This window comes from Nocardia sp. NPDC051832, assembly GCF_040681285.1.
Lineage (GTDB): Bacteria > Actinomycetota > Actinomycetes > Mycobacteriales > Mycobacteriaceae > Nocardia.
In genome coordinates this window covers 643,176-666,431 of sequence record NZ_JBFAYL010000004.1, presented here as the reverse complement: position 1 = coordinate 666,431, position 23,256 = coordinate 643,176, and the positions used below count along the sequence as shown (strand labels likewise).

The 23,256-nt window shown below is 66.9% G+C and carries 24 protein-coding genes; 4 read left to right on the top strand and 20 right to left on the bottom strand.

All coding sequences use genetic code 11. The features are described from left to right. Positions 1-157: 157 nt before the first annotated feature. Both AB0M14_RS28505 and AB0M14_RS28500 read right to left on the bottom strand, forming a co-directional pair. Positions 158-1,162, bottom strand: coding sequence for a serine/threonine protein phosphatase (locus tag AB0M14_RS28505; RefSeq protein ID WP_365000103.1), 1,005 nt, complete (start codon positions 1,160-1,162; stop codon positions 158-160). A gap of 463 nt (positions 1,163-1,625) precedes the next feature. Next, positions 1,626-2,024, bottom strand: a complete 399-nt coding sequence (locus AB0M14_RS28500; RefSeq protein ID WP_365000102.1) for a hypothetical protein — start codon at positions 2,022-2,024, stop codon at positions 1,626-1,628. Between the two features lie 232 nt (positions 2,025-2,256). On the opposite strand from AB0M14_RS28500, the gene AB0M14_RS28495 reads away from it, so the two are divergent. Together AB0M14_RS28495 and AB0M14_RS28490 are read left to right on the top strand one after the other, a co-directional pair. Then, positions 2,257-2,700, top strand: a complete 444-nt coding sequence (locus tag AB0M14_RS28495) for a DUF5360 family protein (protein ID WP_365000101.1) — start codon at positions 2,257-2,259, stop codon at positions 2,698-2,700. A gap of 51 nt (positions 2,701-2,751) precedes the next feature. Continuing rightward, positions 2,752-3,504, top strand: a complete 753-nt coding sequence (locus AB0M14_RS28490; protein WP_365000100.1) for an SDR family oxidoreductase — start codon at positions 2,752-2,754, stop codon at positions 3,502-3,504. A gap of 45 nt (positions 3,505-3,549) precedes the next feature. Here AB0M14_RS28490 and AB0M14_RS28485 read toward each other — a convergent pair whose 3' ends face one another. The 3 genes from AB0M14_RS28485 to AB0M14_RS28475 form a co-directional block, all read right to left on the bottom strand. Beyond that, entirely contained in the window at positions 3,550-3,984 is a 435-nt protein-coding gene (locus AB0M14_RS28485; RefSeq protein ID WP_365000098.1) for a hypothetical protein, read from the bottom strand. After that, a complete protein-coding gene (locus AB0M14_RS28480) occupies positions 3,984-4,493 on the bottom strand; it encodes an SRPBCC family protein (RefSeq protein ID WP_365000096.1) in 510 nt (169 codons plus the stop codon). The genes AB0M14_RS28485 and AB0M14_RS28480 overlap by 1 nt, the downstream gene beginning before the upstream one ends. A gap of 92 nt (positions 4,494-4,585) precedes the next feature. After that, entirely contained in the window at positions 4,586-5,533 is a 948-nt protein-coding gene (locus AB0M14_RS28475) for an oxygenase MpaB family protein (protein ID WP_365000095.1), read from the bottom strand. Between the two features lie 146 nt (positions 5,534-5,679). On the opposite strand from AB0M14_RS28475, the gene AB0M14_RS28470 reads away from it, so the two are divergent. Further along, positions 5,680-6,330, top strand: a complete 651-nt coding sequence (locus tag AB0M14_RS28470) for a helix-turn-helix domain-containing protein (RefSeq protein ID WP_365000093.1) — start codon at positions 5,680-5,682, stop codon at positions 6,328-6,330. 21 nt (positions 6,331-6,351) lie between these two features. Here AB0M14_RS28470 and AB0M14_RS28465 read toward each other — a convergent pair whose 3' ends face one another. Beyond that, positions 6,352-7,896, bottom strand: a complete 1,545-nt coding sequence (locus AB0M14_RS28465) for an alpha/beta hydrolase (protein ID WP_365000091.1) — start codon at positions 7,894-7,896, stop codon at positions 6,352-6,354. A 111-nt stretch (positions 7,897-8,007) separates the two neighbouring features. On the opposite strand from AB0M14_RS28465, the gene AB0M14_RS28460 reads away from it, so the two are divergent. Next, on the top strand, positions 8,008-8,421 hold the full coding sequence (locus tag AB0M14_RS28460) for a hypothetical protein (RefSeq protein WP_365000089.1): 414 nt from the start codon (positions 8,008-8,010) through the stop codon (positions 8,419-8,421). A gap of 13 nt (positions 8,422-8,434) precedes the next feature. On the opposite strand, the gene AB0M14_RS28455 is transcribed toward AB0M14_RS28460, so the two are convergent. The 14 genes from AB0M14_RS28455 to AB0M14_RS28390 are packed head-to-tail and all read right to left on the bottom strand — an operon-like array spanning position 8,435 to position 23,022. Next, positions 8,435-8,644, bottom strand: a complete 210-nt coding sequence (locus AB0M14_RS28455) for a hypothetical protein (RefSeq protein ID WP_365000088.1) — start codon at positions 8,642-8,644, stop codon at positions 8,435-8,437. A 1-nt stretch (position 8,645) separates the two neighbouring features. Then, on the bottom strand, positions 8,646-10,826 hold the full coding sequence (locus tag AB0M14_RS28450) for a hypothetical protein (protein ID WP_365000086.1): 2,181 nt from the start codon (positions 10,824-10,826) through the stop codon (positions 8,646-8,648). Then, entirely contained in the window at positions 10,808-12,634 is a 1,827-nt protein-coding gene (locus AB0M14_RS28445; RefSeq protein WP_365000084.1) for a hypothetical protein, read from the bottom strand. The genes AB0M14_RS28450 and AB0M14_RS28445 overlap by 19 nt, the downstream gene beginning before the upstream one ends. A 16-nt stretch (positions 12,635-12,650) precedes the next feature. Continuing rightward, positions 12,651-14,288, bottom strand: a complete 1,638-nt coding sequence (locus AB0M14_RS28440) for a phage tail protein (RefSeq protein WP_365000082.1) — start codon at positions 14,286-14,288, stop codon at positions 12,651-12,653. Positions 14,289-14,292: 4 nt separating this feature from the next. Continuing rightward, positions 14,293-16,434 (bottom strand): baseplate J/gp47 family protein, encoded by a 2,142-nt coding sequence (locus AB0M14_RS28435; protein WP_365000080.1) that lies wholly within the window; start codon positions 16,432-16,434, stop codon positions 14,293-14,295. Continuing rightward, on the bottom strand, positions 16,431-16,820 hold the full coding sequence (locus tag AB0M14_RS28430; protein ID WP_365000078.1) for a GPW/gp25 family protein: 390 nt from the start codon (positions 16,818-16,820) through the stop codon (positions 16,431-16,433). Before AB0M14_RS28430 ends, AB0M14_RS28435 begins: the two co-directional genes overlap by 4 nt. Positions 16,821-16,841: 21 nt before the next feature. After that, positions 16,842-18,452: a phage baseplate assembly protein V gene (locus AB0M14_RS28425; protein ID WP_365000077.1), complete on the bottom strand. Its 1,611-nt coding sequence runs from the start codon at positions 18,450-18,452 to the stop codon at positions 16,842-16,844. A 10-nt stretch (positions 18,453-18,462) separates the two neighbouring features. Beyond that, positions 18,463-19,155 carry a hypothetical protein gene (locus AB0M14_RS28420; protein WP_365000075.1) on the bottom strand — a complete coding sequence of 231 codons (693 nt, stop codon included), beginning with the start codon at positions 19,153-19,155 and terminating at the stop codon, positions 18,463-18,465. A gap of 2 nt (positions 19,156-19,157) precedes the next feature. Continuing rightward, positions 19,158-20,015, bottom strand: a complete 858-nt coding sequence (locus AB0M14_RS28415; protein ID WP_365000073.1) for a DUF4157 domain-containing protein — start codon at positions 20,013-20,015, stop codon at positions 19,158-19,160. A 31-nt stretch (positions 20,016-20,046) separates the two neighbouring features. Beyond that, positions 20,047-20,181: a DUF6760 family protein gene (locus tag AB0M14_RS28410; protein ID WP_365000071.1), complete on the bottom strand. Its 135-nt coding sequence runs from the start codon at positions 20,179-20,181 to the stop codon at positions 20,047-20,049. A gap of 8 nt (positions 20,182-20,189) precedes the next feature. Further along, the gene (locus AB0M14_RS28405; protein ID WP_365000069.1) at positions 20,190-20,555 is read right to left on the bottom strand and encodes a hypothetical protein; all 366 of its coding nucleotides are present in this window, start codon (positions 20,553-20,555) and stop codon (positions 20,190-20,192) included. 4 nt (positions 20,556-20,559) lie between these two features. Beyond that, positions 20,560-21,030, bottom strand: coding sequence for a phage tail protein (locus AB0M14_RS28400; RefSeq protein WP_365000068.1), 471 nt, complete (start codon positions 21,028-21,030; stop codon positions 20,560-20,562). 9 nt (positions 21,031-21,039) lie between these two features. Then, positions 21,040-22,179, bottom strand: a complete 1,140-nt coding sequence (locus AB0M14_RS28395; protein ID WP_365000066.1) for a phage tail sheath subtilisin-like domain-containing protein — start codon at positions 22,177-22,179, stop codon at positions 21,040-21,042. Positions 22,180-22,203: 24 nt separating this feature from the next. Continuing rightward, entirely contained in the window at positions 22,204-23,022 is an 819-nt protein-coding gene (locus AB0M14_RS28390) for a Pvc16 family protein (protein ID WP_365000064.1), read from the bottom strand. Positions 23,023-23,256 lie beyond the last annotated feature (234 nt).

Sequence of the window (23,256 nt, the reverse complement as noted above, 5' to 3'; positions counted from 1 at the left end):
CAGAACCGCACGGCGCGGATAATTCGCTGGCGGGCCAGGGGAGACGCCGTTAAAGTGATCGCCGCGACGCGGGGAAGTTCCTGGATCTATAGCTGGGGGCCGAGTTGAGTTCCCCAGCGTCGTCCAAAATCTTCGAGTGTGGTCGGCACACCCTGGCTCAGTCAGCCGGGTACTCCGCGTAGAGGTCCCCGCCGAATAATTTCCAGTAGAAGCCGTTCATCTTCGCGGCGGCCGGTGCGTGCCTTGTCAGGAGCGCGGCGACAGCAGGCGAGACGTGGTCCGGGATGTAGCCGGCGGCGCACTGGAGGACGTATTCGTTGCGGGCAACTGGACCACCGGTGGGTGGCGTCGGGATCCCGCAGACATCTGTGACAAGCCAGTTGACCAGGCGCATCGCGGCGTAGTCGGCGTCGTGGGTGGTGTGGCGTTCGGCGAAGTCGCGTTCGACGGGCGTCAGGTCGAAGCGGGGTGAGGTGGCCAGTCCGAAGTCGGTGAGATAGATCCGCCGGCCGTCGGTGCGAAAGTTTCCGAAGTGCCCGTCCATGTGCAGCAGGCTCTGTCTGTCGAGGAACCGCACTATCTCTGAAAGCTGTTGTGCGACTGCGGGAGCCTTGTCCGCGGGGCACTCCCGGAGCCAGTTCGGCATCGAGTGCGGGATGTATTCGCAGAACAGCACGAGACTGGACGTCGCGGAGGCGAGGGCTTCCAGGCGGGCGCGTACCGCTGAGTTGCCGCCGTATGCGGCGACCACGGCCTCGATGTCCAAGTGTTCGTCTGCGATCGGCGTCCTGCCGGGTAGAACGCGCCAGTGGTGCAGCATCGGGAACGCCTGGGTCGCACCGGTCAGAACGCCGTCGGTGACGATGATGTTCGCGGCGAGCTCACGCCAGGCGTTAAAGCTCGGGCCCGCGATGCCGTACTGGCAGCACATCGGCAGGTCGAAGAGGTTGGTGGTGGAGCCGCGTTGCGTGAGTTCACGATCGGTCAGCGGGATGCGCTTGACGAAGACCGGGGTGGCGTCGACATCGAGAATCGCCGAGCCCCCGCCGATTCCCACGCTGTGCGATCGGGCGCCGTCCACGAGTTCGGCGAGCTCGACGTCGTTGCGAGAGGACAGGAATGCCGAGAGTTGGCGATGGCGGACGCTCCTGGCTGTTGTCATCACTGGCTTGCTAGGTTGCTGTGCCGAGTAGGTGGACTGCACAGGTCGGGCCGCCACCACACAGCGGTGATCGCGCGGGTCCAGTGACTCGCAGCGATGTATCCAGCCCCGCCACAGCGCTTCCCGCGCCTACCGAGCGGGCTGGGTGATGGCCTGGTCCGGTTCGGGCTCGCCGCATCGAGAAGCCTTGCTGTGTTCATGTCGTCGATTACCGCACGTGCGCATGCGGCGGTTGAAAACGCATGTCCGGCAACCTAACACCGGAACAGGACAAGGCGCTGTACAGCTCTCCCATAGCTGGAGGTCCACCTTCAGCCGTCACCGGCGCTGGAGTGGTCTCGGCCGCGCCATCGCCCTCACCCTGGCTACCGCGGGCCATCACGTGGTCGCGACCGGCAACCAACTCAGTCGCGGATCCGGAGGGGAGCCGCGACTGAATTGGCTTGTGTTGGTGCGGTGTTCGTCAGGCGTTGAGGGCGGTAGTGATTTTGGCTGCCATGGCGGTGACGGCGGGGCTGGGCTGGTTCTTTCCGGTCTGGGTGGCGGCCTGGACTGCGACCTGGATGGTGTCGCGGAAGTTGTCGGCTTCGCCCGGGTGCTGGGCGAGCAGGGTCATGGCGGCGGTCAGGCTCGGCAGGACCTGGTCGGCGAGTTCGGCGACGTTCTTGCCGTTGAGGTGGATGTCTTTGGTTTTGGCGGCGAGGATGTGCCCGACGAGTCCGGTGGCGGAGGTCAGGGCGATGGAGGCGTGGCCGATGCCTTGGTGGGGTGCGCCGGTGGCGGCGAGCAGGCCGACGGTGCCGTAGGCGGCGGTGCGCAGGGTGGCTTTGTCGGTGTCGGTGAGGGTGATGGTGGTGGACATGGTGTGCTCCTTGTGTTCGGTTGCGGCGGTGTGTGTGCCGGTTGCATGTTCGATGTACACACTGTGTCGGGGTCGGCTGTCACCGTTCTGACAGCCGACTGACACCACCGCTGACATCACGACCCTCCGCCCCGCGATGAACGCCTGAACCTGATAGCCCACAATGGAATACAGGCGTGGCGCGCAGAGTTGATCCCGTCTGTATCCGCAGTACACCGGAGGATGGGGCTTCATGCGGTTGACGGTCGGCAAGGCTCTTCTGCTCGTGACCGATGCGCTACTCATGATCTACTGGATCGCGGTCGCGGTCGACGCGATCCCGACGGACGCCGCATTCCGGGACTACACGAATCCCGTTGTACAAGCCTGGAATTGGTCATTCTTCCCGCTCGACCTTGCCGCCGCCGTCTTCGGGTTCGCGGGCGTCTATTTGGTCCGTGCCCGGCACCGGCTCGGTTGGATCGTCCTGACGGTCGGGTTGACGCTCACGTTCTGCGCCGGCTTCATGGCGATCTCGTTCTGGGCCTACTACGGCGATTTCAGCGTCGTGTGGTGGGGCTCCAACGCAATGCTGATGATCGTCCCCGCCCTCGTCTTCGTCCTACTGATCGTCGACCGCGAGGGGACCGACATCCACCCACGCCAGATCGTCGTCGACGATCACATTCGCCCCTGAAATTCTTCGGCCGAGCCCATAGTTCGACCGGCGAACCACTACCCTCGCCTCGTGTCCACTTCCAAGATCGTCCTCGTCACCGGCGCCGGCAGTGGTCTCGGCCGTGCCATCACCCTCGCCCTGGCCGCCGCGGGCCACCAGGTCGTCGCTACTGGGCGCACCGCCGAGACCCTGGACGAAACTGTCGCCGCCGCCTCCGGGCCGGGCAGCGTGATCGCGATACCGTCCGATGTCACTGACTCGGAGGCCGTCACCGCGCTCTTCGAGCAGGTCACCGACCGGTGGGGGCGGCTGGACGTACTCGTCAACAACGCGGGCATTTTCGGGCCTTCGCAGCCGATCGATGAAGTATCCGTGCAGGATTGGCGGCGAGTGATCGACACCAACCTCACCGGCGCCTTCCTGTGCGCTCAGGCGGCCTTCCGGATCATGAAGAATCAGCAGCCGCGCGGCGGCCGGATCATCAACAACGGCTCGATCTCCGCGCACACCCCCCGACCGAACACCGTCGGCTACGCCGCCAGCAAGCACGCCATCACCGGTTTGACCAAAGCCCTTGCGCTGGAAGGCCGTACCCACGACATCGCGGTCGGCCAGATCGATATCGGCAATGCGGCAACCGAACTCACGGCGGGGATAGCCGCCGGCGCACTGCAAGCCGACGGCACGGTCCGCCCCGAACCGACCATCGCCGCCGACGACGTGGCCCGCCTCGTCGTGCAGACCGTCGACCTGCCGCTGACCACCAGCGTGCCGTTCCTGACCGTCATGGCCACCGGCATGCCCTATATCGGACGCGGCTGACGTCGGATAGTCCAGGAGCTCATCGTTGCCGTCGTCGCCGGCCGATCAACACCCGGCGCGGAAGAAGACGCGGGTCGAGTCGTCTGCGCTGTCGTGGATGACCACCCACCTCGTCGGAGTCCGGTTCATTTCCACCAAGTGTTCGTTCTCGGCGTCGGAGGCCAGTAGGTCGGTCTGACCGCTCGCCAGCCAGGACTCCTGCCGCCAACGAGCCGGAACCCCTGGATCGAACCTGGTGAGGCCGGATTGGTGCTTGAACGCGTCGAGCGCACCGCGGGGGATATCGAAGATCGCTTCGACGATCTGATCGCCGAACATTACATCCCGCTCATAGAAGAGCAGCTCGACGTCGGGCGGAAGTACCAGCTTCCCGCAGTCGGCGACGATCCCGAGCTGCTCCGACTCGTCGGCGCACCCGACCAGCGAGCCCAGCAGGGCAGTTGCGAACACGCTGGTGCGCAGCGCGCGACTCCGAGTCACTACCCGGCGGTCTGGGCTTCGAGCTGCTTCTTCACATTGCGCAGGGTGCGGGCGATGTTCTTGGCCTGGAACTGGGCGAAAGTGTCTCCGCCGGTGACGATTCGGTCGAACACCTGCACTGCCGCGTTCGGCCAGCGCTCGCGATCGTCAGTCCAGGTTTCGGTGACGCGGGTGCCGCCGGGCTCCGGGGTGAAGTGGTACGCCCAGGAGGCGATTCCGGACCGGATCCAGGGCTTGCGGGCTCCGATGGCCTGCACTTGGAAGGCGAAATGCGAGCCCGGGTCGGCCGCGGTCACCACGCATCGCGTGACCCATTTCGTGAACCCGCGCTTGTTGACGCCGTCGAATTCCATGCCCACGTAACTGGACTCGCGCGGCTGGTGAACGGTGGCCCCGAGGTTCTCGGGGCTCCACCGTCCCATCAACGTGGGATCGCTGATCTGCCGATAGACAACGAGGGGGTCCGCCGCTACGTGAATGCTGTCGAAAACCGTCGTAACCCGGCGCACGGTGGGCCCCTTCGCTTCCTGATCGTTGTCGCCTGGAGCCTATCCGACGCCTTCCGGGCCGGGTTTCCGCACGTCCGCGGCCGTCGGCGCGACTATCCGGTGGCTGCCACCGGTCGCCGGTGCTGTGTTCCGTACAGTGCGCGAGCCGCTGTGGGCGTGCGGGTTTCGAGCGTGGCGGGCAGCTCCTTCTTCACGTGCTGTTCGAGGATCTTGCCCGCCATCGGGGCGATGATCGGCGCGGCCAGGATCAGTCCGCGCTTGTCGAACAGGGTGAACAGCCAGACCAGAATCCGCCCGGCGGGCCGCACCAGCAGATCGATGATGCGCCACTGATCGAATTGGCCGAGGCGGCGCATCCACTTCGGCAGCGTCGCGATGGAAGCCATCGCCAGCAGCCGCGCGCCGACGGCATAGGTCCAGCCCGCGCCGTGCTTCGGCGAGGTGAACAGCATCTGGTGCATGCCGTCGAGCGCGCGCTCGGTGGTGCACAGACGCGGGCGCACGGCGTCGAAGTACTCCTGGATGCCCTCGCGGGTGCGCGGGACATCTTTGGGATCGCAGGTCTGTAGTTCGGCGGCGAGCGCGCATTCCTCCCAGTAGCGATTCTCTTCCTCGGCGCTGAGCTGCCCGGGACCGAACATCTCGTAGGCCTTGAGCACCGAATGCCAGCCGGTGAGATGGATCCACAGCTGGGTGTCGGGGTTGTTGGGGCTGTATCGGCGGCCGGTGACCGGTTCGATACCGGTCGACCGGGCGTGCAGCTGCATCAGATGCTCGGAGGCCTTGATCGCGGTAGGCGTATCGCCGATCGCCACGATCAGGAAGTACGCGAAGGTCATGTCGAGCCGAGTGCGCGGGTCGGAGTAGATCTTCGCGGTGTCCAACACCGACGCGGTCAGGAACGGATCGAAGAACTCGAGGGCTACCGCGCGCTGGAATCCGATCACGGCGGTCGGCGCGGTCCAGATCTTCCAGCTCGGGGAATCGGGCCCGAAGAAGCCGTAATCCTCCCGGCGGAGAGTGGTCGGATCGAACGTCATGGCGGCTCCTCTGCGGCTCCCAGTGAATACAACGCCACCGTAGCAATTGTCCGATATGAATACAACGGGTGCGTAGCTTTTGTCGGGTTGAGGTGCGGATCGCACCCGCCAACTGGCAGGATGGGCCGGATGGAGGCGAATCGGCAGTGAGCACATCCCGAGCCACGCAAGGCCCGCGCCGGCGGTACGCACCACGCTTACCCGCCGAACAGCGGCGCGCCCAGCTGCTGGACGCGGCGTTCGCGGTGCTCGGCCGGGTCGAGTTGCACGAGCTCAGCATGGAGGCCGTCGCGCAGCAGGCCGGAGTCGGCAAACCGGTGCTCTACACCGTGTTCAAGACCCGCGCCGAGCTGGTGGAAGCGCTGCTGGAACGCGAACGCGACCTGGCGCTGGAACAGGTCTCCGACACCTTGCCCGTCGACTTGATCGGCGCCGATCCGGTCGTCGCGGCCTCGGCGACGGTCGAGGCGTTCGTGGCTGTGGCACTGGAGAATCCGACCCGCTGGCGGCTCATTCTCGCGGGCCCGGGCAGCGCACCCGATGAATACCGGGAAGCCATCCGCAGCTCCCGCGCCGGCATCTTCGATCAGGCCGAATCGCTGGTGCGCATGGGCCTTGCCATCGACGAGCGCTGGGCCGCAATGGATTCGGGCCTGCTCACCAATTCCCTGCTCACCATCGCCGAGATGCTCGGGCGGCTCGCGGTCAGCGAACCGCAGGCGTACCCGCGCGAGCGGATCGAGGACTTCGTGCAGTCCATCGTGCACCTGCTGATGAGTCAGTCGGCCCAATCCTGAGCACACCGCCGCACGAGCGGTTCAGGAGTCGGGGAGCGTGGCGGGTGGTTGCGGAGTGGTGATAGGCGCGGCGGGCACTTGCGTGTGCGTGACTTCGCCGGTGCCGAGGTAGTGCAGGATCGCCTGGTCGACAACCGAGTTGTACCGCGCGAAGGAGCCGTGATCGGTGCCGTCCACCCACATCAGCGTGCCGCGGAGGGCGGCGGCCATCGCGGGGCCGCCCGCGGCCGGAGTGGCGGCATCGGCAGTGGTTTGCACGATGAGCGGCCGGACGGCCAATCGGCTGCCGTCGAAGCGAATCCGTCGGGCCGACGACGGCCAGGCCGAGCACAGCATGCCCGAGCGCTGTAGCTGTGCGGCGAACTGGAAATAGCTACCGCCGGAGGCGAATTCGGCCAGCATGGCCGCCGCGGTCGCGGGATCGGGCCGAGTGGAGCTTTCGTTGCAATTGATCGCGTCGTGAACGAAGCCGGACGTGGGATCCAGCGCGAGACGGTTCGCCAGATACGTGAGGAACTCGGTTTGCCGCGGATCCGCACGGTATCGGCGCATCCCCTCGGCAACGTAGGGCCAATAGTTGCGCCAGTAGACGGCCGCGTCGGTGGCGGCCTGGGTCGGGCTCGGTGACACGCCAGGGTGGCGGACCGACTGCACCAGATTCGCGACCCGGCCGGAAAGCTCGCCCGGTGGCAGGTTTTCCGCTTCGGGGAGGGCGCCCGCGGCTCCGCCGAGCGCGGGATCGAGCCGGGCCTGCCAGCCGCCGCCCTGGGCGTCGACCTGTCGCGCCCACTCGCCCGCGACCGCGCGGCGGGTAGCTCCGAGCTGATAGACGGCGTCGTTGGCCGCGATCCAATCGAACAACGTGCTGACCGCGGCCTCCCTGGACTGCCACCCCGCGGCCTGCTGTTCTATCCATTCCCATTCGGGATTCACATTGGCGTCCAGCACCATCTTGTCGACCCGCTCGGGGAACAAGGTCGCGTAGGTGGCGCCGACAGCCGTTCCATAGGAACCGCCATAGAAGCTGATTCGGTCGATACCGAGCATTCCACGGACCTGGTCGAGATCGCGGACCAGCGTCTCGGTGGTGATGGTGGCGGGATAGCCGGGAGCCGCTGCCTCACATGACGATCGATCCGTGACCGGCACGATCACGGCTGTCGTTCGACCGCATCGGAGCGGCGTGGACCAGCGTAACCCCCTCGGCTGCACGGCGATCCGGTCGAACTCCCGCAAGCCGGGAACCCGGGCATCCCGCACGGACCAGAAATTCAAGGCGTCCACGCCAGGACCGCCCGAGCCCGCGAAGAGCGTCCCGCGGCTCGTCCCGGGATCGGCCGCCGGCATGCGGCTCAGCGTCAGCTCGATCTGACCGCGTTCGGGGACGGCATAGTCCATCGGGACCTGTACGGTCACGCACTCGGCCGAACCCGCCATTGCCTCGGGCGGACATGCGCCCCAACGCAATTCCGATATCGGCGCCGCCGACACCGAGGGTGTCACCCCGTTCGACATCAGGAACCACGTCACTACCGACAGCAACGCCATCGAGCCCGACCGTCGCATCGCCCCCACCTTTGAATCACTTCAGTCGCGTTCGCAGGCTACCGCACCGGCGACGGGGAAACACCTGCCGAGGTCCCCCCGGTCCGGCCCGCCGGGCGCGATGATGGGCCGATGACGACCGAGATCATTCCCGTGACCTGGAAGGACGAGCCGCAGGAGCACGACTATCCGGCGGCCGCGGATTATCTGGAACTGCTGGCCGCGCCGGAGGTCGTCGACGCTGTCGTCGCGGATCTACGCGCCGCGCCGATCGTGTACAAGAAGGCCAAGGACATTCTGCGGGCGGCCGGGCTGGCGTTGCTGTCGGCCGAGAATCCGCATGTCCGGCGGGACCTCGTCAAGATCAACAACCGGAAATCGCTGTCGCCGATCCTGCTGGTACGCGGTGATTTCCGGATCGGCGTCCCGATGGTGATCGCGGACGGATACCATCGCGTCTGCGCCATCCACTGGGCGGATGAGAACATCGCGATTCCGGCGAAGATCGCTGCGCTGCCAGGTCGTCCTGAGCCTGAACAGCCGTAGTATTCCGGCGGGATCAAGGGACGCGCATTTCCTCCGGGGCGCGCTGTGCACCGTTCGCGCTGTTGTCCGCCAGCAACTCCTCCAGCACCTGGATCGCGCCGCTGACGCGCAGCAGCCCCTCCCGGAGCCCGGCGACCTGCTGTTCCAGTTGCAGGAGCCGGGTCTGGCCTTCCTCGTAATCGTTGCGCAGCGTGCGCAGCCGGGTTTGGGCTTCGTCTCGCATGTCAGTGCTCCGTTTCCAGGTTCCGCATTCCCCGCGTCGGGGATGCGCCGTATTCGGTGGGGTGCAGGAAATACCGTTGCTCGTGTTCGGGTTTGGCTTCTTCGACGCGGATTCGGTGCGCGTTCGCCCACGGGTCCTTGCGCACGCCGGTGACCTGCCAGGAGACCCGCACGAAGGGCTTGTCGGAGCAGATGGTGAAGCGGTTGTCCGCGACCTCGGTGGCGATCGCGACCGAGGCGGGTTCGCCCAGCGGGGTCAGCTGGTAGGTGAATTCTTCGTTCAGGGCGTCGAAATAGCCGGGCAGCCGGACTTCCGCGTAGCCGTGCTCGTCGGTGCCGACGGTCCCGCGATAGAGGTTGAGCCGCTCGGGGGATTCGACGAACGAATGGGAGAGGTATTTGTGCTCCGGATCGAGCGGATGGTCGATCTTGAAGCCGCCGCCGCCTTTGCTGAGTTCGCCGGAGATGCGGACGTCACCGAAGAAGCTGCCCGCGATCGGGCCGGACGCGATGATGCCGCTCGCGGTGCCGGTGGCCCACACACCGGTATTTCCCTTGCATCGGAGCGCTGCCCCGAACGCGGCGTTGCCACCGTTGATGTCCACGGAACCCGAGTTCGTGTTCATTTTCAGGGCCCAGCCGATTCCCGTTCCGAAGAAACCGATCTCGGTGTCGCTGGCCATGCCGACGAAGCCGCGGTCGGCCTGCGGACCGCGCTGGTAGAACCAGATTCCGGCCGACGGGTCGTCGGTGCCCTGGCGCACCCGCATGCGCCGTTTGGTGTCCAAGAAGCCGGCGATATCGACATCGCCGTTGGTGGTGCGCATGGTGAGGCCCCAGCCGAAACCACTGCCCCAGAACCCGACCTTGTCGAGATCGGCGAGTCCGATGAACGAGCGATCGGCGCCATCCTGGTGCAGCCAGGTCCCGGCGGTCGGGCCGCCTTCGGCGCGGATTCGCATGCGCCGGTTGACGTCCAGTCCGATCTCGTTGGGCGCGACGTTGATCGTGAGCCGGTCGCTGCCCGACCACAGGCGCGCGCTGCCGCCGACGGCGTACCAGATCCACCGTTGCCCGGCGCCGGGGTTGTTCACGAGGGTCGTGACGTTGCGGTCGGCGAAGGAGAACCCGCTGCCGGCGCCCCCGCTGTGGATTTCGGTGCCCTCGACATGCAGGATGCGGCCGGGTCGCTGGGTGCCGATACCGACATTGCCGGACTTGTCGACGACGACGCGGTCGACGCCGGCTCCTACGTCCACCACGTGCAGTTTGCCGTCGCTGCCCGACTGCAGCCCGAACGTCTTCGCCTCCGCCGAGGTATTCGCGAGCTGTAGCCCGGATCCCCAGCCGGGACCGGATGATTCGAGCTTCAGCGCGAGCCTGTCGGTGGCGCCGCGGTCGATGTGCACCCCGGCTGCCGGTGCAGTTGTTCCGAGTCCGAGATCGCCGTTGGCGTCGAGGGTGAGGGCGGGTTTGGGGCCGGTTTGGGTGAGCGTGAGGCTGCCGTTGGGTTGGGCGCTCAATTCGGCGGCCAGGGTATGGGTCACCGTCAGGCCGGGCGCGGCGGCGCTGTGTGCCTTGTGGAATTGGACGCGGTCGGCGTGAATTCCGGTGTGGCGCCGCTTCTGTGGCGTGAGCGCAGTGACGTTGCCGTTGCTCAAGGTGACGTGCGCCAGAACCAGATCCAGGCCGGCGTCGTCGAAGTCGGTGGTGCTCTGTAGCCGGATCCAGGGGGCTTGGGTGAGGGTGGGCGCGTTGCCGAGCAGCCCCTCGGTGGTCACTTCGTGGTGCCGGATGGTCAGGTAGCGGGCGCCGGTGATGCCGTTGGTGGACAAGGTGATTCCGGTGTCGGTGACCGCGGCGGTGGGAATGTCGGTGGTCTGGCTGGGGTCGATATCCGGACTCGTGATGGCGACACTGCCGGTCGCGACGACGATGAGACGCCCGGCGTTGTCGGTGGCGGCGCCCGGGGCGATGGTGAGCCCTGGTTGATCGACGGTGGCGGTGACGGCCAGGCCTACGGCGATGCCCCACAGATGCAGGCTCGCGGCGAGCATGCCGCTGTGCGGAATCGCGAAATTCTCTACGTCGGTGACGATTTCGGTGCGGCTGGGGTTGCCGCTGCGGACGGTGTTGGTGACCCGATTCCAGTAATCGGTCCGCGTCAACCCTGTGTAGGCCATGACTCACTCCGTGCTTTGTAGGCCGAGGCGACGGACCGGTCGGCGGCTTCGCCATGGACGTCGGGATGGATGAACAGTCCGGCTTCGTCTTCCGGTTTCGCGGTCTCGACGGCCATCGGATGGGCTTTCGCGTAAGCGTCGTGCCGGACTCCGGTGAGCTGCCAGCTGATCCGCAGCCCAGGTGCGCCGCCCGCGATGGCGAAGCGGCCGTCGCGCAGTTCCCGCGCCACGTGCAGATCAGGTGCGCGCGAGCCCAGCGGCGTGAGCTGGTAGCGAACCTGCTCGTTGAGCGCTTCGAACCACTCCGCCACGGCGACTTCGGCAGTGCCGTCGGCGCCCAGCTCGACGATGCCGTCGTAGAGGTTCTTCAGCTCGTCGCTCTCGATGGCCGAATGCTGGAGATACTTGTTCGCCGGGTCGAGCGGGTGATCGATGCGGAACTGGAGCGCCGACTTCGTCAGCGTCCCTTGGATTCGCACATCGCCCTCGAACAACGCCGCCGGTCCGACGAATCCGCCGACGACGCCGATCGGCGCGATGACGTGTATGCCGCGATGGAAGGTGCCGCCCGCGTGGAATTCGCCACGCCCCATGACGGTCAGCGCGACGCCCTGGAAACCCAAGAAGTCGAACGGGCCGAGCTTGGGGCTGATGGTGCAGGTAAGCGTGGTGGTGTCCATCCGCAGACCCCACCCGCCCGCTTCGGAACCCCAGAATCCGACGTGGGTGTCGTCGGCCAGGCCGACGAACGAACGATCCTTGCCGTTCTGGAACAGCCACGTCCCCGCGGTGGCCTCCGTGGTCTCGGCGCGAATGCGCATGCGGCGGTTGACATCCAGGCCGACCTCGTTGGGCGCGAGATTGACGGTGAGCCGATCGGTACGCGACCAGAGCCGCGCGCTGCCCTCCAGGGCGTACCACACCCAGCGTTGCCCGGCGTCGGGCATCTCCTGGAAGGAACCGGTGCTGCGATTGGCGAAGGAGAATCCGCCCCCGCTGCCGCCGCTGTGGATTTCGGTGCCTTCGGCATGCAGGACCCGCTGCGGCGTCCCGGCTCCGAGCCCGAGGTTTCCTTTGGCGTCCAGCGTCAGCGTGGGCTGGGAGCCGGTTTGGGTGAGTGTGAGATTTCCGCTGGCTTGGGTGGCGAGTTCGGCGGCGAGCCGGTGCGTCACGGTGAAGGTCGGCGTGAGGCCGCTGTGCGGCCGGTGCAGCTGAATGCGGTCCACCTGAATTCCGGTGTGGCGGCGCAACTTCGGGGTCAGGCCGGTCACGTTGCCGTTGTTCAGGCTGACCTGCGCGAGAACCAGATCGACGCCGCTGTCCTCGAAGTCGGTGGTGCTGAGCAGCCGGACCCAGGGTGCGTGGGTGAGGGTCGGGGCATTGCCCAGTAGCCCTTCGGTAGTGACTTCGTGGTGCCGGATCGTGACGTAGTGGTTCCCGCTGATACCGGTGGTGGGCAGCGTGATCCCGTTGCCGGTGACGGGGATGGTGGGAATGTCGGTGGTCTGGCCGGGATCGATATCGGGGCTGATGATCGCGATGCTCCCGGCCGTCAGGGCGATGAGGTGCCCGGCGCTGTCGGCGGCGGAGCCCGGCGTGAGGAAGATCCCGGACTGGCTGGCTATCCCGGAGACCGTGAGACCGGTGGCGACGCCCCACAGGTGCAGGCCGGCGGTCAGTTCGTTGACATAGGGAATGGTGAAATTCTCGATGTCGGTGACGTTTTCGGTGCGGGTGGGGTTGCCGTTGCGGACGGTACCGGTGACCCGATTCCAATAGTCGGTCCGCTTCAACTCTGGTGTGGCCATCCGGAACTCCCTGATCTCAGCCTGCGATGATGAGCGTGCCGACGGTGTGCGCCGGGCGCAGTTGATCGACGACGGCGCGGATACTGCCCGCGACCGTGCCGAGCGTCTTCGTGCGTTCCTGTTCGTCGTCGGGCAGATTGCCCTGCTCGAAATGCACGGTGACGCAGAAGCGGAAGGGTGCGAGCCGGGACAGCACCGGCGCCTCCTGCTGTGACTCGAGCTGGCCCGGATCACAGATGACCAGTCGTGCGTTCTGGGCGGTCATGCCGGTCGGGAAGACGAGATTGCCGTACTCGGTCACCCGGCGAACGACGGTGGCGGCCGCGTCGACCTGAAAGACGCCCGCTGGTCGCGCGACCGTGAGGATGGACTCGCCGGAGGCGTACGGGCGCAGACCGGCGTCGAGCACGTAGAGTCCGCCGCCGTCGGCGGGGACCAGCGCGGTGGGCGAGACGAGCGGATTGCCGAACGACTCGGTGACCGGAAGCAGGGGTTTGGCCACCCAATTGGCGGCGTCGGTACGGTCCACCCGCATCAGATTCGCCGGCACCGTGCCGTCCTGCGCCTTGCCGTCGCCGATGACGATGGTCCCGTCGGTGCGCACGAGCATCGAGAGCGGTTCGACGACGGCGGGCAGCGGGCGCACCGGGAACGGGCCCGCGGCGCCCGGCCGCACCACGACGATCTTGGTCTGGGCGGGATCGCCCATGATATTGCCGCGATCGAGCACCAGCAGATCGCCGTTGGTATCGACCGCCATCGCGATCGGCCGCACGATGGACAGCGTCGCCGTGGTGGTCACCTGGGCCGCCCGATACGGGGTGGCGAGGGCGAAGATCTTCTTCGACCCGTCGAGAATGTAGAGCGTCTCGACGATCCCACCGCGCGGCGGCGCCACGACCAGCGCGACGATATTGGTGAACGCCGACTCCGGCGCGAGCGGCGCGGGAAGTGGCGGTGTGCCCGCCACGTCGAGGCGGCCCGCCGGGTCGAGCCGCCAGACCCGCGGCGTGAGCGCGGAGACCTGGCGCTGGGCTCCGAAGTCGCCCACGAACAAACTCCCGTCGGGTCCCGTCGTCGCGCAGCGCGGCCGGACCAAGCCGTTGACGTGAATGGCGCTCCCGGTACTGAGCGGGGCGCTGAGCACCGGCGCTTGTGACACCAGCGCGGTGACCGCCGCCAGGCCGCCCCCGCGCCCCGGCACGGTCACGAGCAGTTTGTTGCCGTCGTCGATGGCCACGCGCGGCCGGGCCCGGGTGACGGCGAAAAGGTCCAGCGCCGAACTCATTCCGGCCTTCAGCCCGCGGTGGCGATGAATATCGCTGATCTCGGAGGTGGCCCGGCGGCGCTGGTACTCGTCCCACAGCTGCCTGCCCTGCAACTCCGGAAACTCGAGCCCGACCCAGGATGCCAGCCAGGGCAGGAACTCCGACGGAGTGTGCCACGGGTCGAACAGGCGCGGAATCGCCACGATCGTCTCGGCCACCGATCGATGTGCGGGCACCGAATCATCAAGTCCGGTAAGTATTTTCTCGAACGCGAGCAGAAACGCGCCCATCGTGAAGTCCGGCGGCGCGGCGGCGGGGTCCCAGGTCGCGGGATCCTCCCACAGGACCGGCGGTAGGTAGCGCAGATAGCTGCTCGCGGTATCCATGGCGTCAGTCGGTTTTCACGGTGGTGACAGCGTGGGTGGTTGCGGCGCAGATCAATTCGTAGTCCGCTACCCGCACGGTCGCGCCCAGCGGTGAGAGCCCGAACGGGCGCTCGGCATCCGGATTCCAGTCATCCACGGTGCCGGTGGGATTGAACGGCGGGAAGTGATACAGCGGTATCTCGGCCTGGATTTGCAGCGTCCCGATATAGGCGATGTTCTCCGGCGGCATGATCGCGCGGAACAGATCCGCGGCGAACACCGGCTGGCCGGGCGCCCAGCCGGCGCCGTCCGGTCCGCCGCGGGTCGGATGCAGGTACGCGTTGATCAGGTTCTCGGTATCGGTGCGCACCTGCTTCTCGTCGGCGCCCGCGTTCAAGGCCGACTTCCAGACATTCAGCACCGCGGTGACTTTCACGGGAAGATAGCGCGGTCCGACGACCGTCAGCGCGGCGGTCAGGTCGCGGCGGCGATCCAGGTAGTCGCGCACCTCGGCGAGCACGACCGGTGACGGCGCGGGGCGCGGTTCGCTCGGGCCCTGGTCGGTCACCACGATCACGTGGACGGTGCCGGGCGCACGCGTCATGCCCGCGAAGGTCCACGGCTTCCCGTTGCGGGGTCCGCTCTCCTCGTGCAGGCGCGGCGGCAGGCAGCGGGCGGTGACCACGTCCGTGGTCGCGGCCCGCGCGAGATTCTCGTAGTCTTCGACCGTGACCGCGCGATCGCGGGTTTTGAGCACTTCCGGTGCGCGGCGCAGGGTTTCGTCGATGGTTTCCTCGTCGGAGCCGTCCAGCCCCGGCCCGAGGTTGGTGACTCCGGTGATACCGGCCGGATTGGCGCCGGCGACGGTGGCGATCCGGCCCGCGGCGATATTGCCGGAACCACCCCCGGCGATATGCCGATAGGTGCGCGCCCGGACCAGGCACCCCTGGGGTGGGACCGATCCGTGTCCCTCGCCGGTCTTCTCGTCGAAGTTGCCGAACAGGATCTCGCCGGTGACCGGGTCGGCGCGGTAGACCTCGTGCGCCCCGGCCGGTAGGTCCGCCACCCGCGTCCACTCCCGCCACTGGGTCGGGGTTCCGGTGCCGACCTCCACCGCCAGTCCGGAACCGCCGCCCGGTTCGTACAAGGGGCGGTGGGGTAGCGAAAACTGTTGAAACGGCTGGCCGTTGCCGTTGCCCAGGATTTCCGGCGTCGCGATGGTGAGCGCGTTGTGCGCGAGCGCCGCGTTGAAGAGGAAGCGGTCGAAGCCGACCGTGACCGGCGCCTGCGTTTTGTTGGCGATCCGCACGCCGAGCCAGTGCTGCGGCTCGGTCAGCGCGGGACCCGCGGTGGCGACGCGCTTCCAGCCGGGGTTCTCCGGCCGGTCGGCGGTCGGGCGTTGCGCGAACCAGTCCGCGGGCGGTTTCGAGCGCAGCGTGCCGTTGTGCTGGAGCCCCTCCGTGCCGTCGAGGACGCCCGCGACCTCGGCCCATTTGTGCGGGTCCTTGTCCTTGGTCGAATACGCGCAAGTGACGCTCACCTGTCCCGCGACCGCGGTGCGGTACAGCAGTATTCGCAACGGGATCTCCTCGGTCGTAGCCTGACCGAAGCCGAAGCAGAGGTGCACCGTCTGGTTCTTCGCCAAGGTCACCAGGTGCTTGCCGGTGGGCGGGCCGACGAGCACGGCCGAGGCGTCGGTGTAGGACAGGTCCGGCGGGTCGCCGGTGACCGGACCGATGATCACCGCTTTGCGCAGGGCGATCGGCAGCACCCGGGCCGGCTCGCCGGTTTCGAAGACGACGGGCTGTTCGGTCTCCGACGCGGGCGTCTGCGCCTGCGTTCCGGCCGGGACCGTGACGATGCCCGCACCGGAGGTGAAGGTCAGATAGGTGGACGCTGGAGTCGGCGGATTCCGGGTGATGCCCAGCAGGTTCAGGAACGCCAGGTAGTGCTTGTCCGGAACCCGATTCAGCCGATAGGTCAGGCCTTCGACGAGGAAGGCGAACAGCTCGATGAGCGCGATCGCGGGATCGCTCGGATTGTGATCGGTCCACTGCGGCGCGTAGCGGGGGATCAGCGCCCGCGTTTCGGCGACGAGATCCTGCCAGGTCCGGTCGTCCAGGTTCGGCGGTTCGATCCGTCCGCGATGCGATGAGTAGGCGGTCATGGCCGGCGCTCCAGCGTGAAGGGGTACACGAAGGTGTGCACATCGTCGGCGGCGCGCAGCCGGTAGGCGATGGTGATGATCAGCCGCCCGCCGGGGTTGTCGTTCTCGACGGCGATGCCGGTCAGTTCGATCCGGGGCTCCCAGGCCGACAGTGCGTCCTCGACGTAGAACCGGGCCAGGTTGGCGGTCGCGGCATTGTTCGGTGCGAAGACCAGGCTGGACAGGTTGCAGCCGAACCGCGGCCGCATCACCCGCTCGCCGTGCTGGGTGCCGAGGATGACGCGGATCGATTCCTCGATCCGGTCCACGCCCGCCGATTCGGCGATGCCCGCGAGCCCGAGCCGGAACGGCCACGCTATGCCGCGCCCGTAGAAGTCCGAGTCCATGGGATCCCTCTCTCCGATCGTCTAGGTGATATTGATTTGGCTGGCCCGCAGGGTGATCGGCCCGTTGGCGGTGATCGACAGGTTGCTCATCGCGCTGATGCTGATCGACCCGTCGGTGGAGTCGAGGGTGACCGAGCTGCCGAGCTTGTCCTCGATCACCACCTTCCCGAGGTCGAGGGTGTCGTCGAAGGTGATGGTGTGTCCCGCACGGCTTTTGATGACGCGCTTGGCGTTCTGGCCGTCGGCGTTGGTGACCGGCGGCATGGCCAGGGCGCTGGTCAGGCTGCCCAGTACGTACGGGCTGGCGAGGTCGCCCTTCTCGAAGGCGATGAGCACCTGCTCGCCCGGTTCGGGTTGGGCGTAGAAGCCCATGTTCTTGCCGCCCATCGGCCGCGCGCACGGGGCCCAGCCGCTGGTGATCTTGGTGGACAGGCCGGGGTATTCGAGTTTCACCCGGCCCAGCGGCAGCTCCGGCGGCACGTCGAAGAGTTCCTGGTTGTCCACCACCGTGGCGACGTAGACGCCGAAGAACTGCTCGGGCTTGTCGGGCGCGGGCTCCTCGCTGATCTGCTTGCGCAGCAACCCCATCAGGCTGGTGTGGCTGCGCTGGGTGATCTCGAAGTCGGTATGGAACCCGCTGTCGTCGAGGCGATGGGTGACCTTGCGCACCCGGTAGGTGCCGCCAAAGCGCTTGCCGACGCCCGTGATCGCGATGTAGTTGCCCGCCTTGAGATCCGGGATGCCGATACAGGTGCCGGCGCCCTCGTACATGCCCTCCAGCAGGTTGGCCAGCATCGCGCGCGCGAGGGTCATGGCGTCGAGCGGGTTGCTGATCTTTCCCGTCCGGATGCCCTTGCGCACCAGGGAGGTGAGCAGGTCCATGGCCGAACTGCCCAGGCGCTCTTCCAGATCGGCGAGATCGAAGTCGGCGGCCAAGGCGATGCCGAGCAGGGTTTGCCCCAGCTCCTGGTTGTAGCCCCGGATGACCTGTAGGCCCGCCAGCCCCGCCGTCGAGATCTTCGGTGCGAAGCTCGACAGGTTCTTGCCCCATTCCAGCACGTGCGCGGCGGTCTGCGGGCGCGGGAACTGGAAGTGCAGGCGATCCCATTCCACGTAGACGTCGAAGAAATAGCGTTCGGCGCGGGACTTGAGAAACGCCATATCGCTCTCGGATTGGATCAGCTGCTTGTGGAAACCGGGGGTCGGGTCCACCAGCGGGATGAGACCGTTCTCGACGGCGATCCGCGCCGCGACGATGGAGTCGTTGACGTACTTGTAGGCCGTCGGTTCGGGTTGGCTGCGGCGCATCTTGTAGGACTTGTCGTAGCCGATGACGCGCACGACCGGCGGCCCGTCGGCCGGGAAGGATGGCTCGATAGCGGTGATCTCGCCGAGAAACGCCGGTTCCAGCCGGTTGCCGTAGCCGAGATGGATCTCCACCGTCTTGCCGAGGTCGAACAGGGCCGAATCGAGCAGTGTGTTATCGGGATTCGCCAGGGTCAGGTGGAAGGTTCCGGCGAGGTCGAGATTCGTTTCGACGGTCAGGCTCACCGTCTGCTTGGTCACGTCGGCGGCCATGGTCAATCCGGAGATCCGGATCTCGAATCGTGGTGCGTAGAAGGCTTCGGTCACGGCCGGCTCCCTACCCCGGCCAGGCCGGGATGAGGAGCCGGGTGCCGCCGGGCAGACCGAGCGGGTCGTCGATGTCGTTGGCGTCGGCGATCTCCCGCCAGCGGGCCGGGTCGCCGAGCATCGCGGCGGCGATCCCGCTCAGCGTCTCGCCTTCGACGGTGATGTGCACGGCGGCCTCGCCCCGGACCACCGCCGTGGCGAGTTCGACGGCCGCGCCGGCGGCCGCCGAGACGGTGGGGGAGCCGAAGAACAGCCCGCGCTGCACGTCGATGGTCACGCTCACGAATTCCTGGAGCCGGATCGACAGGAAGGACCGCACCGGCGTGCCGTCGCGGCGGAACATCGTGAACCGCTGCCCGGCCTCGACCAGAACGCACCGGAAAGCCAAGCCGCCCATGGCGAAGATCAGGACCGGCGGCGCCTGGGTCTCAGGTTGTTTGTCGAGCAGCGCGACGATCGGTGCGGTGTGGACGCGCACATCCTGGCCGGACTCGTAGCTGTCGAAGAACAGTTCCATCGACAGGGTGCGGTTCTTGCCCCGCACGTATTGGATCGGTGAGGCGTTGAGCCCCGGGATGCCGACTTCGGCGAAGGTGTTGCCCTGCTCGACCTTCACCTCCTCGGGGTTGTACATCACCGTGACGGTCGCGCCGGTGGTGGTGTTCACGATGGAGGCGCGCGCCAGCTGGTTTCCGGTCGTCACGATCAGCCTCCTCGTTCGAACTCGCTGCGCAGCTGCCGCCTGAGGTCGGCGAGGATGCTGCGCCGCAACGACTCCACGTCGAGCGTCGCGGGCGCGGCGAGGTCCCGGTCGATCGCGGCCGTGCGCGGCGGTGCGGCGCTCACCGGTGGCGCCGGCGCGGCGAGCACAGGCGCGGTCGCGGGGGTGGCGACCGGTGGGCCGGTCGGCGGCGCCGAGTCGGGCGTCGCGGGCGTGCGGGCACCGTGCTCGGCGAACGCCGAGACTGCCGGGAGCGCGGTGCGGGCGCTACGCCGCACGGAATCCCTTGCCGTGCGCTCGATTCCGAGTGCTCGGCGTTCGCCGTCGTCGTGCCGGCCGGAGCCGGTAGCCCGCTGCCACGCCAGGCCCGGCGCGAGCATCTCGGCGACGTGGGTGGCCTCGTGGGCGAGCAGGGCGAAGCCTTCCGGGCTCCGCGGTTCGTATCGGCCCGTGCGGAAGTACACGTCGCGTCCGTAGGTGACCGCGTCCGCGCGGTGCGTGCGGGCGAGCTGGTCGGCGTGCGTATCGGTGTGCACGACGACCTTCGCGACATCGGTGCCGGTGACAGGGCGCAGGCGTGCCTGCGTTTCGCTGTCGAGCGGCCTGCCCTCGGCGGCGGGGGTTGTCACCCGCTCGGGTGGGTCGGGAAGCGGGACACCGCCCGTGGTCTCGACGCGTTCGAACCGGGACGCGAGCGGTTCGGGCAGCGTGCTCACGTGCTCGAGCAGATCGTGCAGCGATTGCCACCACGCGAATCGCGGCGCCCGCGCCGACATCAAGGCCCGCGCGTACCGGTCCAGGCGCTGGCCGAGCGTGTCCGGGACGAGCTGTTCGGTGGTCACGATGCCGGATCTCCTTGGGAGCGAGAGTGATTCACGGCTGCTGGGTCAGCGTCAAGATCTCTTCTACCCAGCGCAGGCGTTCGGCGTGATCGAGGGTCAGTACCTCGGTCAAGGTCCAATGGGCGTGCCGGCCCAGAATGGCTACTTCCTGGTAGACCCGATCCACGGGGTAGCCTAGAACCCCCCCAACGGCGGCACCTCCACCTCGTGATCGTGCCGGCAATGCGGACATCGGGTGTTGATCACGTGGCTGCTCAACCCGTTGACCCGGTTGTACATGTCCTGGAGGTAGGTCAGGTCCTCGGAGAACAAGCCCTCGATGACCCCGGCGTTGACCTCGGTGAGCGCGCCCAGCTTCGTCACCACCCGCGCCAGCAGCAGCACGATGAGATACGCGGGCCAGTTCTGCACCCGCGGATCCTTCAGGGGGTAGATCTCGTCGGCCGCGGTCGCCAGGCGCATCACGCCCTTCGAGTGCAGCGTGCCTTCGGGATCCACGTATCCCTTGGGTAGCTGGAAGTCGAATTCCGTTACCAGCACGGCTCTACACCTTCGTCGTGGTGAAGCTCGTCAGCCCCTCGTGCGCCAGAACCAGTGTGGCGATGGCGATGTCGCCCTTCTGGCTGAGCGCGGGCCCCTCCCATTTCGAGGGCCAGGCGTTGACGAAGTTCCAGCGCGCCACCTCGGTGTGATTGTCCAGGTCGAAGACGACGATGGAACCGTTGCGGCGCACCACCTTTCCGTTCACGATCTCCTGCCGCCAGTCCCACAGCTCGGTCGAGTCGGTGATACCCCACTTCAGGGTGATGTCGGTGAAGGTGGTCTTGCCGGGTAGCCGGGTGAGGCCGCCGCTGCCGCCGCCGGCGCCGCCGATCGCGCGCGGGCCGTCGATGACTTCCGTCGTCGAGCCCAGCCCACTGCATTCGGTGAAGCTCACCGGCTCCTTCAAGCCGATGACGGTCACGATGAAATTGAATGCGCGATACGGATCTACCCGCCGCCCTGTCTGTGCCATGCCGATCTCCTAAACCTCGGTCACCTGTGCGCCGCCATCCCACATGCCGATGCGGAAGATGATGTATTCGGCCGGATGCACCGGCGCGACCCCGATTTCGCCGAAAAGCTGGCCCAGCGCCCGTTTGTCGGGCGGGTTCAGTTCCTGGTCGATCTTCACGTAGAAGGCCTCCGCGGCTGTCGCGCCGAAGAGCGCGCCGGATTGCCAGACCCGGGTCAGGAATTCGGAGATGGTCAGCTCCAGCCGTTTCCACAGCGCGATGTTGTTCGGTTCGAACACGGCCCAGTTCGTGCCGGCGACGATCGAGTCCTCGATGAACGACATCAGCCGCCGGACGTTGAGGTTGCGCCAGGCGGTGTTGTCCTTGGGCGCGGTGGTGCGCGCCCCCCACACCATCGGCGGGCGGCCCGGAAACACGCGCAGCCCGTTGATGTTCAGATTGTTGAGTGCGCCGTGCGTGGTGTTGTCGAGCAGGAAATCCAGCGCGATCGCGCCGCGGATCACCTCGTTGGCCGGCGCCTTGTGCACGCCGCGCTCGGTGTCGCTGCGGGCGATGATTCCGGCGATGTGGCCCGACGGCGGGATGGACAGCGGATCAGCCTGGGCGTTCTTTGGATCGATGACTTTGATCCATGGCCAATACAGTGCCGCGAAGCCGGACTTCGACTCCAGCAGCTTGCGCTGGGTCTGGAGCGCTCCGTCGGCTTTCAGCGGAGTGGGGTCTTTCGCACCGTCCAGGATGGCCACGCGGTCGGCCAATTCCTCGCACTCGGTGATCACTTTGCGCTGCAGGGGCCCGTCGACGACGCCGGGCAGGCAGACCAGGCTGATGTCCTGGAGCGGCCGCAGCGCGGCCAGCGCTGTGTCCAGCTGCCCGGTGTCCTTATAGGCGACCACGTAGGCGAGCGTGCCGCCGTTCTCGAAGAAGCCGCGCACGGCGAAGGGCAACGTCTTCGTCGTGTCGTAGTCGCCGAACTGCTCGACGAAAGCGGTCCAATTCGTCACGGCGGTGGGTGTATTGAGTACCGCGTCGGCTTTCGAGACGGTGCCGATGAAGGCCGCGGTACTGGTTCCGGCGCCCTGGATGGGCCCGGTCGGCGTGATCTCGTCGATGTAGACGCCCGGTGCTGTTTTCGTCACGTCGATCATCGGTGCTCCGTCCGAGAGAAGGTTTCAGGAGAGGAAGACGGGGTGGATCTGGGCGGTTTCCCGATACTTGATCGGGTGCGTGACCTCGGGGCCGCCGGGTACTCGGACGCGCAGTGTGTAGTCGCCGAAAGCCAGCTCGCGGAAGCGAAATCGGCCCGCCGCGTCGGTGGTGGTGTCGAGGTTCTCGTCGAGGACCGAGACCGACGCGCCCGTGACCGCCGCCAAGCCCGCGTCGAAAACCCGGCCGGTGAGTTCGGGATGGGTGCGGGACACGCCCTCGATATCGATCGTCTCGACGCGGGAGACCGGATCGAGGGGATCGGGCGCCTGCATCCCGATGGTGACGGTGAGGGTGAAGGTGGGGCGCGGCACCGTGCCCAGCGCGCTCCACAGGTGCGCCAGGCTCTCGTCGGGCGGCGTCATCGCCAGCGCGGTGGGAACCGGGTAGCGCTGCGGCGGGTTCTGCAAGGAGCCCACCAGCGCGGTGTCGGGTATGACCCGGAATGTGCTCAGCCACAACAGGGTTGCGCCGAGGAGTTTGTGTTCCGCGGCGACTTTCACGTCACCGGATTGCGATGACCATGCCGTGATCAAATAGGTGCAGTCCACGCGGGTGGGTGGAGCGCCGGAAAGAAAATGATCATCGACTCGATCCATTATCGGCACGCTGCTTCGTAGCTCACGGTTTTCTGAAATGGCGTGCAGGAATAGATTGACGGTCGGCGGGGTGGGCGTGAAGTCTTTGTCGGGCGTCCGGAAACTGATCTCGGCGGCCCGCAGTTCGGCCGGGGCCGAGGCGCTCGACAACAGCCCGGCGAGGGTGGCGTCCAAGTCGTGAAACATAAACCACGCCTTAGGACTTCGGGGAGACAGTCATCATCTCCGAAGCTGCCTTTCACATGATCTTTTGGCTACCAGCAGGTACAGAGCGCCGAGGTGTACTCACTCGCACGGCTTTTCCGAGACCCCCGAGATCTCGACTCTACTTCATCGAAAACGCGCGACTCCAAGTTTACGACATCGTTGCCGTGTTTGGACCTACAATGAGCACACTTGTCCGCGGACGATGCGGAGACA

What these genes read in the sequence shown, in the direction of transcription:
- AB0M14_RS28505 (WP_365000103.1), bottom strand. Translation starts at nt 1,162, where the DNA reads ATGACAACAGCCAGGAGCGTCCGCCATCGCCAACTCTCGGCATTCCTG.
- AB0M14_RS28500 (WP_365000102.1), bottom strand. Translation starts at nt 2,024, where the DNA reads ATGTCCACCACCATCACCCTCACCGACACCGACAAAGCCACCCTGCGC.
- AB0M14_RS28495 (WP_365000101.1), top strand. Translation starts at nt 2,257, where the DNA reads ATGCGGTTGACGGTCGGCAAGGCTCTTCTGCTCGTGACCGATGCGCTA.
- AB0M14_RS28475 (WP_365000095.1), bottom strand. Translation starts at nt 5,533, where the DNA reads ATGACGTTCGATCCGACCACTCTCCGCCGGGAGGATTACGGCTTCTTC.
- AB0M14_RS28465 (WP_365000091.1), bottom strand. Translation starts at nt 7,896, where the DNA reads ATGCGACGGTCGGGCTCGATGGCGTTGCTGTCGGTAGTGACGTGGTTC.
- AB0M14_RS28460 (WP_365000089.1), top strand. Translation starts at nt 8,008, where the DNA reads ATGACGACCGAGATCATTCCCGTGACCTGGAAGGACGAGCCGCAGGAG.
- AB0M14_RS28455 (WP_365000088.1), bottom strand. Translation starts at nt 8,644, where the DNA reads ATGCGAGACGAAGCCCAAACCCGGCTGCGCACGCTGCGCAACGATTAC.
- AB0M14_RS28450 (WP_365000086.1), bottom strand. Translation starts at nt 10,826, where the DNA reads ATGGCCTACACAGGGTTGACGCGGACCGATTACTGGAATCGGGTCACC.
- AB0M14_RS28445 (WP_365000084.1), bottom strand. Translation starts at nt 12,634, where the DNA reads ATGGCCACACCAGAGTTGAAGCGGACCGACTATTGGAATCGGGTCACC.
- AB0M14_RS28440 (WP_365000082.1), bottom strand. Translation starts at nt 14,288, where the DNA reads ATGGATACCGCGAGCAGCTATCTGCGCTACCTACCGCCGGTCCTGTGG.
- AB0M14_RS28435 (WP_365000080.1), bottom strand. Translation starts at nt 16,434, where the DNA reads ATGACCGCCTACTCATCGCATCGCGGACGGATCGAACCGCCGAACCTG.
- AB0M14_RS28430 (WP_365000078.1), bottom strand. Translation starts at nt 16,820, where the DNA reads ATGGACTCGGACTTCTACGGGCGCGGCATAGCGTGGCCGTTCCGGCTC.
- AB0M14_RS28400 (WP_365000068.1), bottom strand. Translation starts at nt 21,030, where the DNA reads ATGGCACAGACAGGGCGGCGGGTAGATCCGTATCGCGCATTCAATTTC.
- AB0M14_RS28395 (WP_365000066.1), bottom strand. Translation starts at nt 22,179, where the DNA reads ATGATCGACGTGACGAAAACAGCACCGGGCGTCTACATCGACGAGATC.
- AB0M14_RS28390 (WP_365000064.1), bottom strand. Translation starts at nt 23,022, where the DNA reads ATGTTTCACGACTTGGACGCCACCCTCGCCGGGCTGTTGTCGAGCGCC.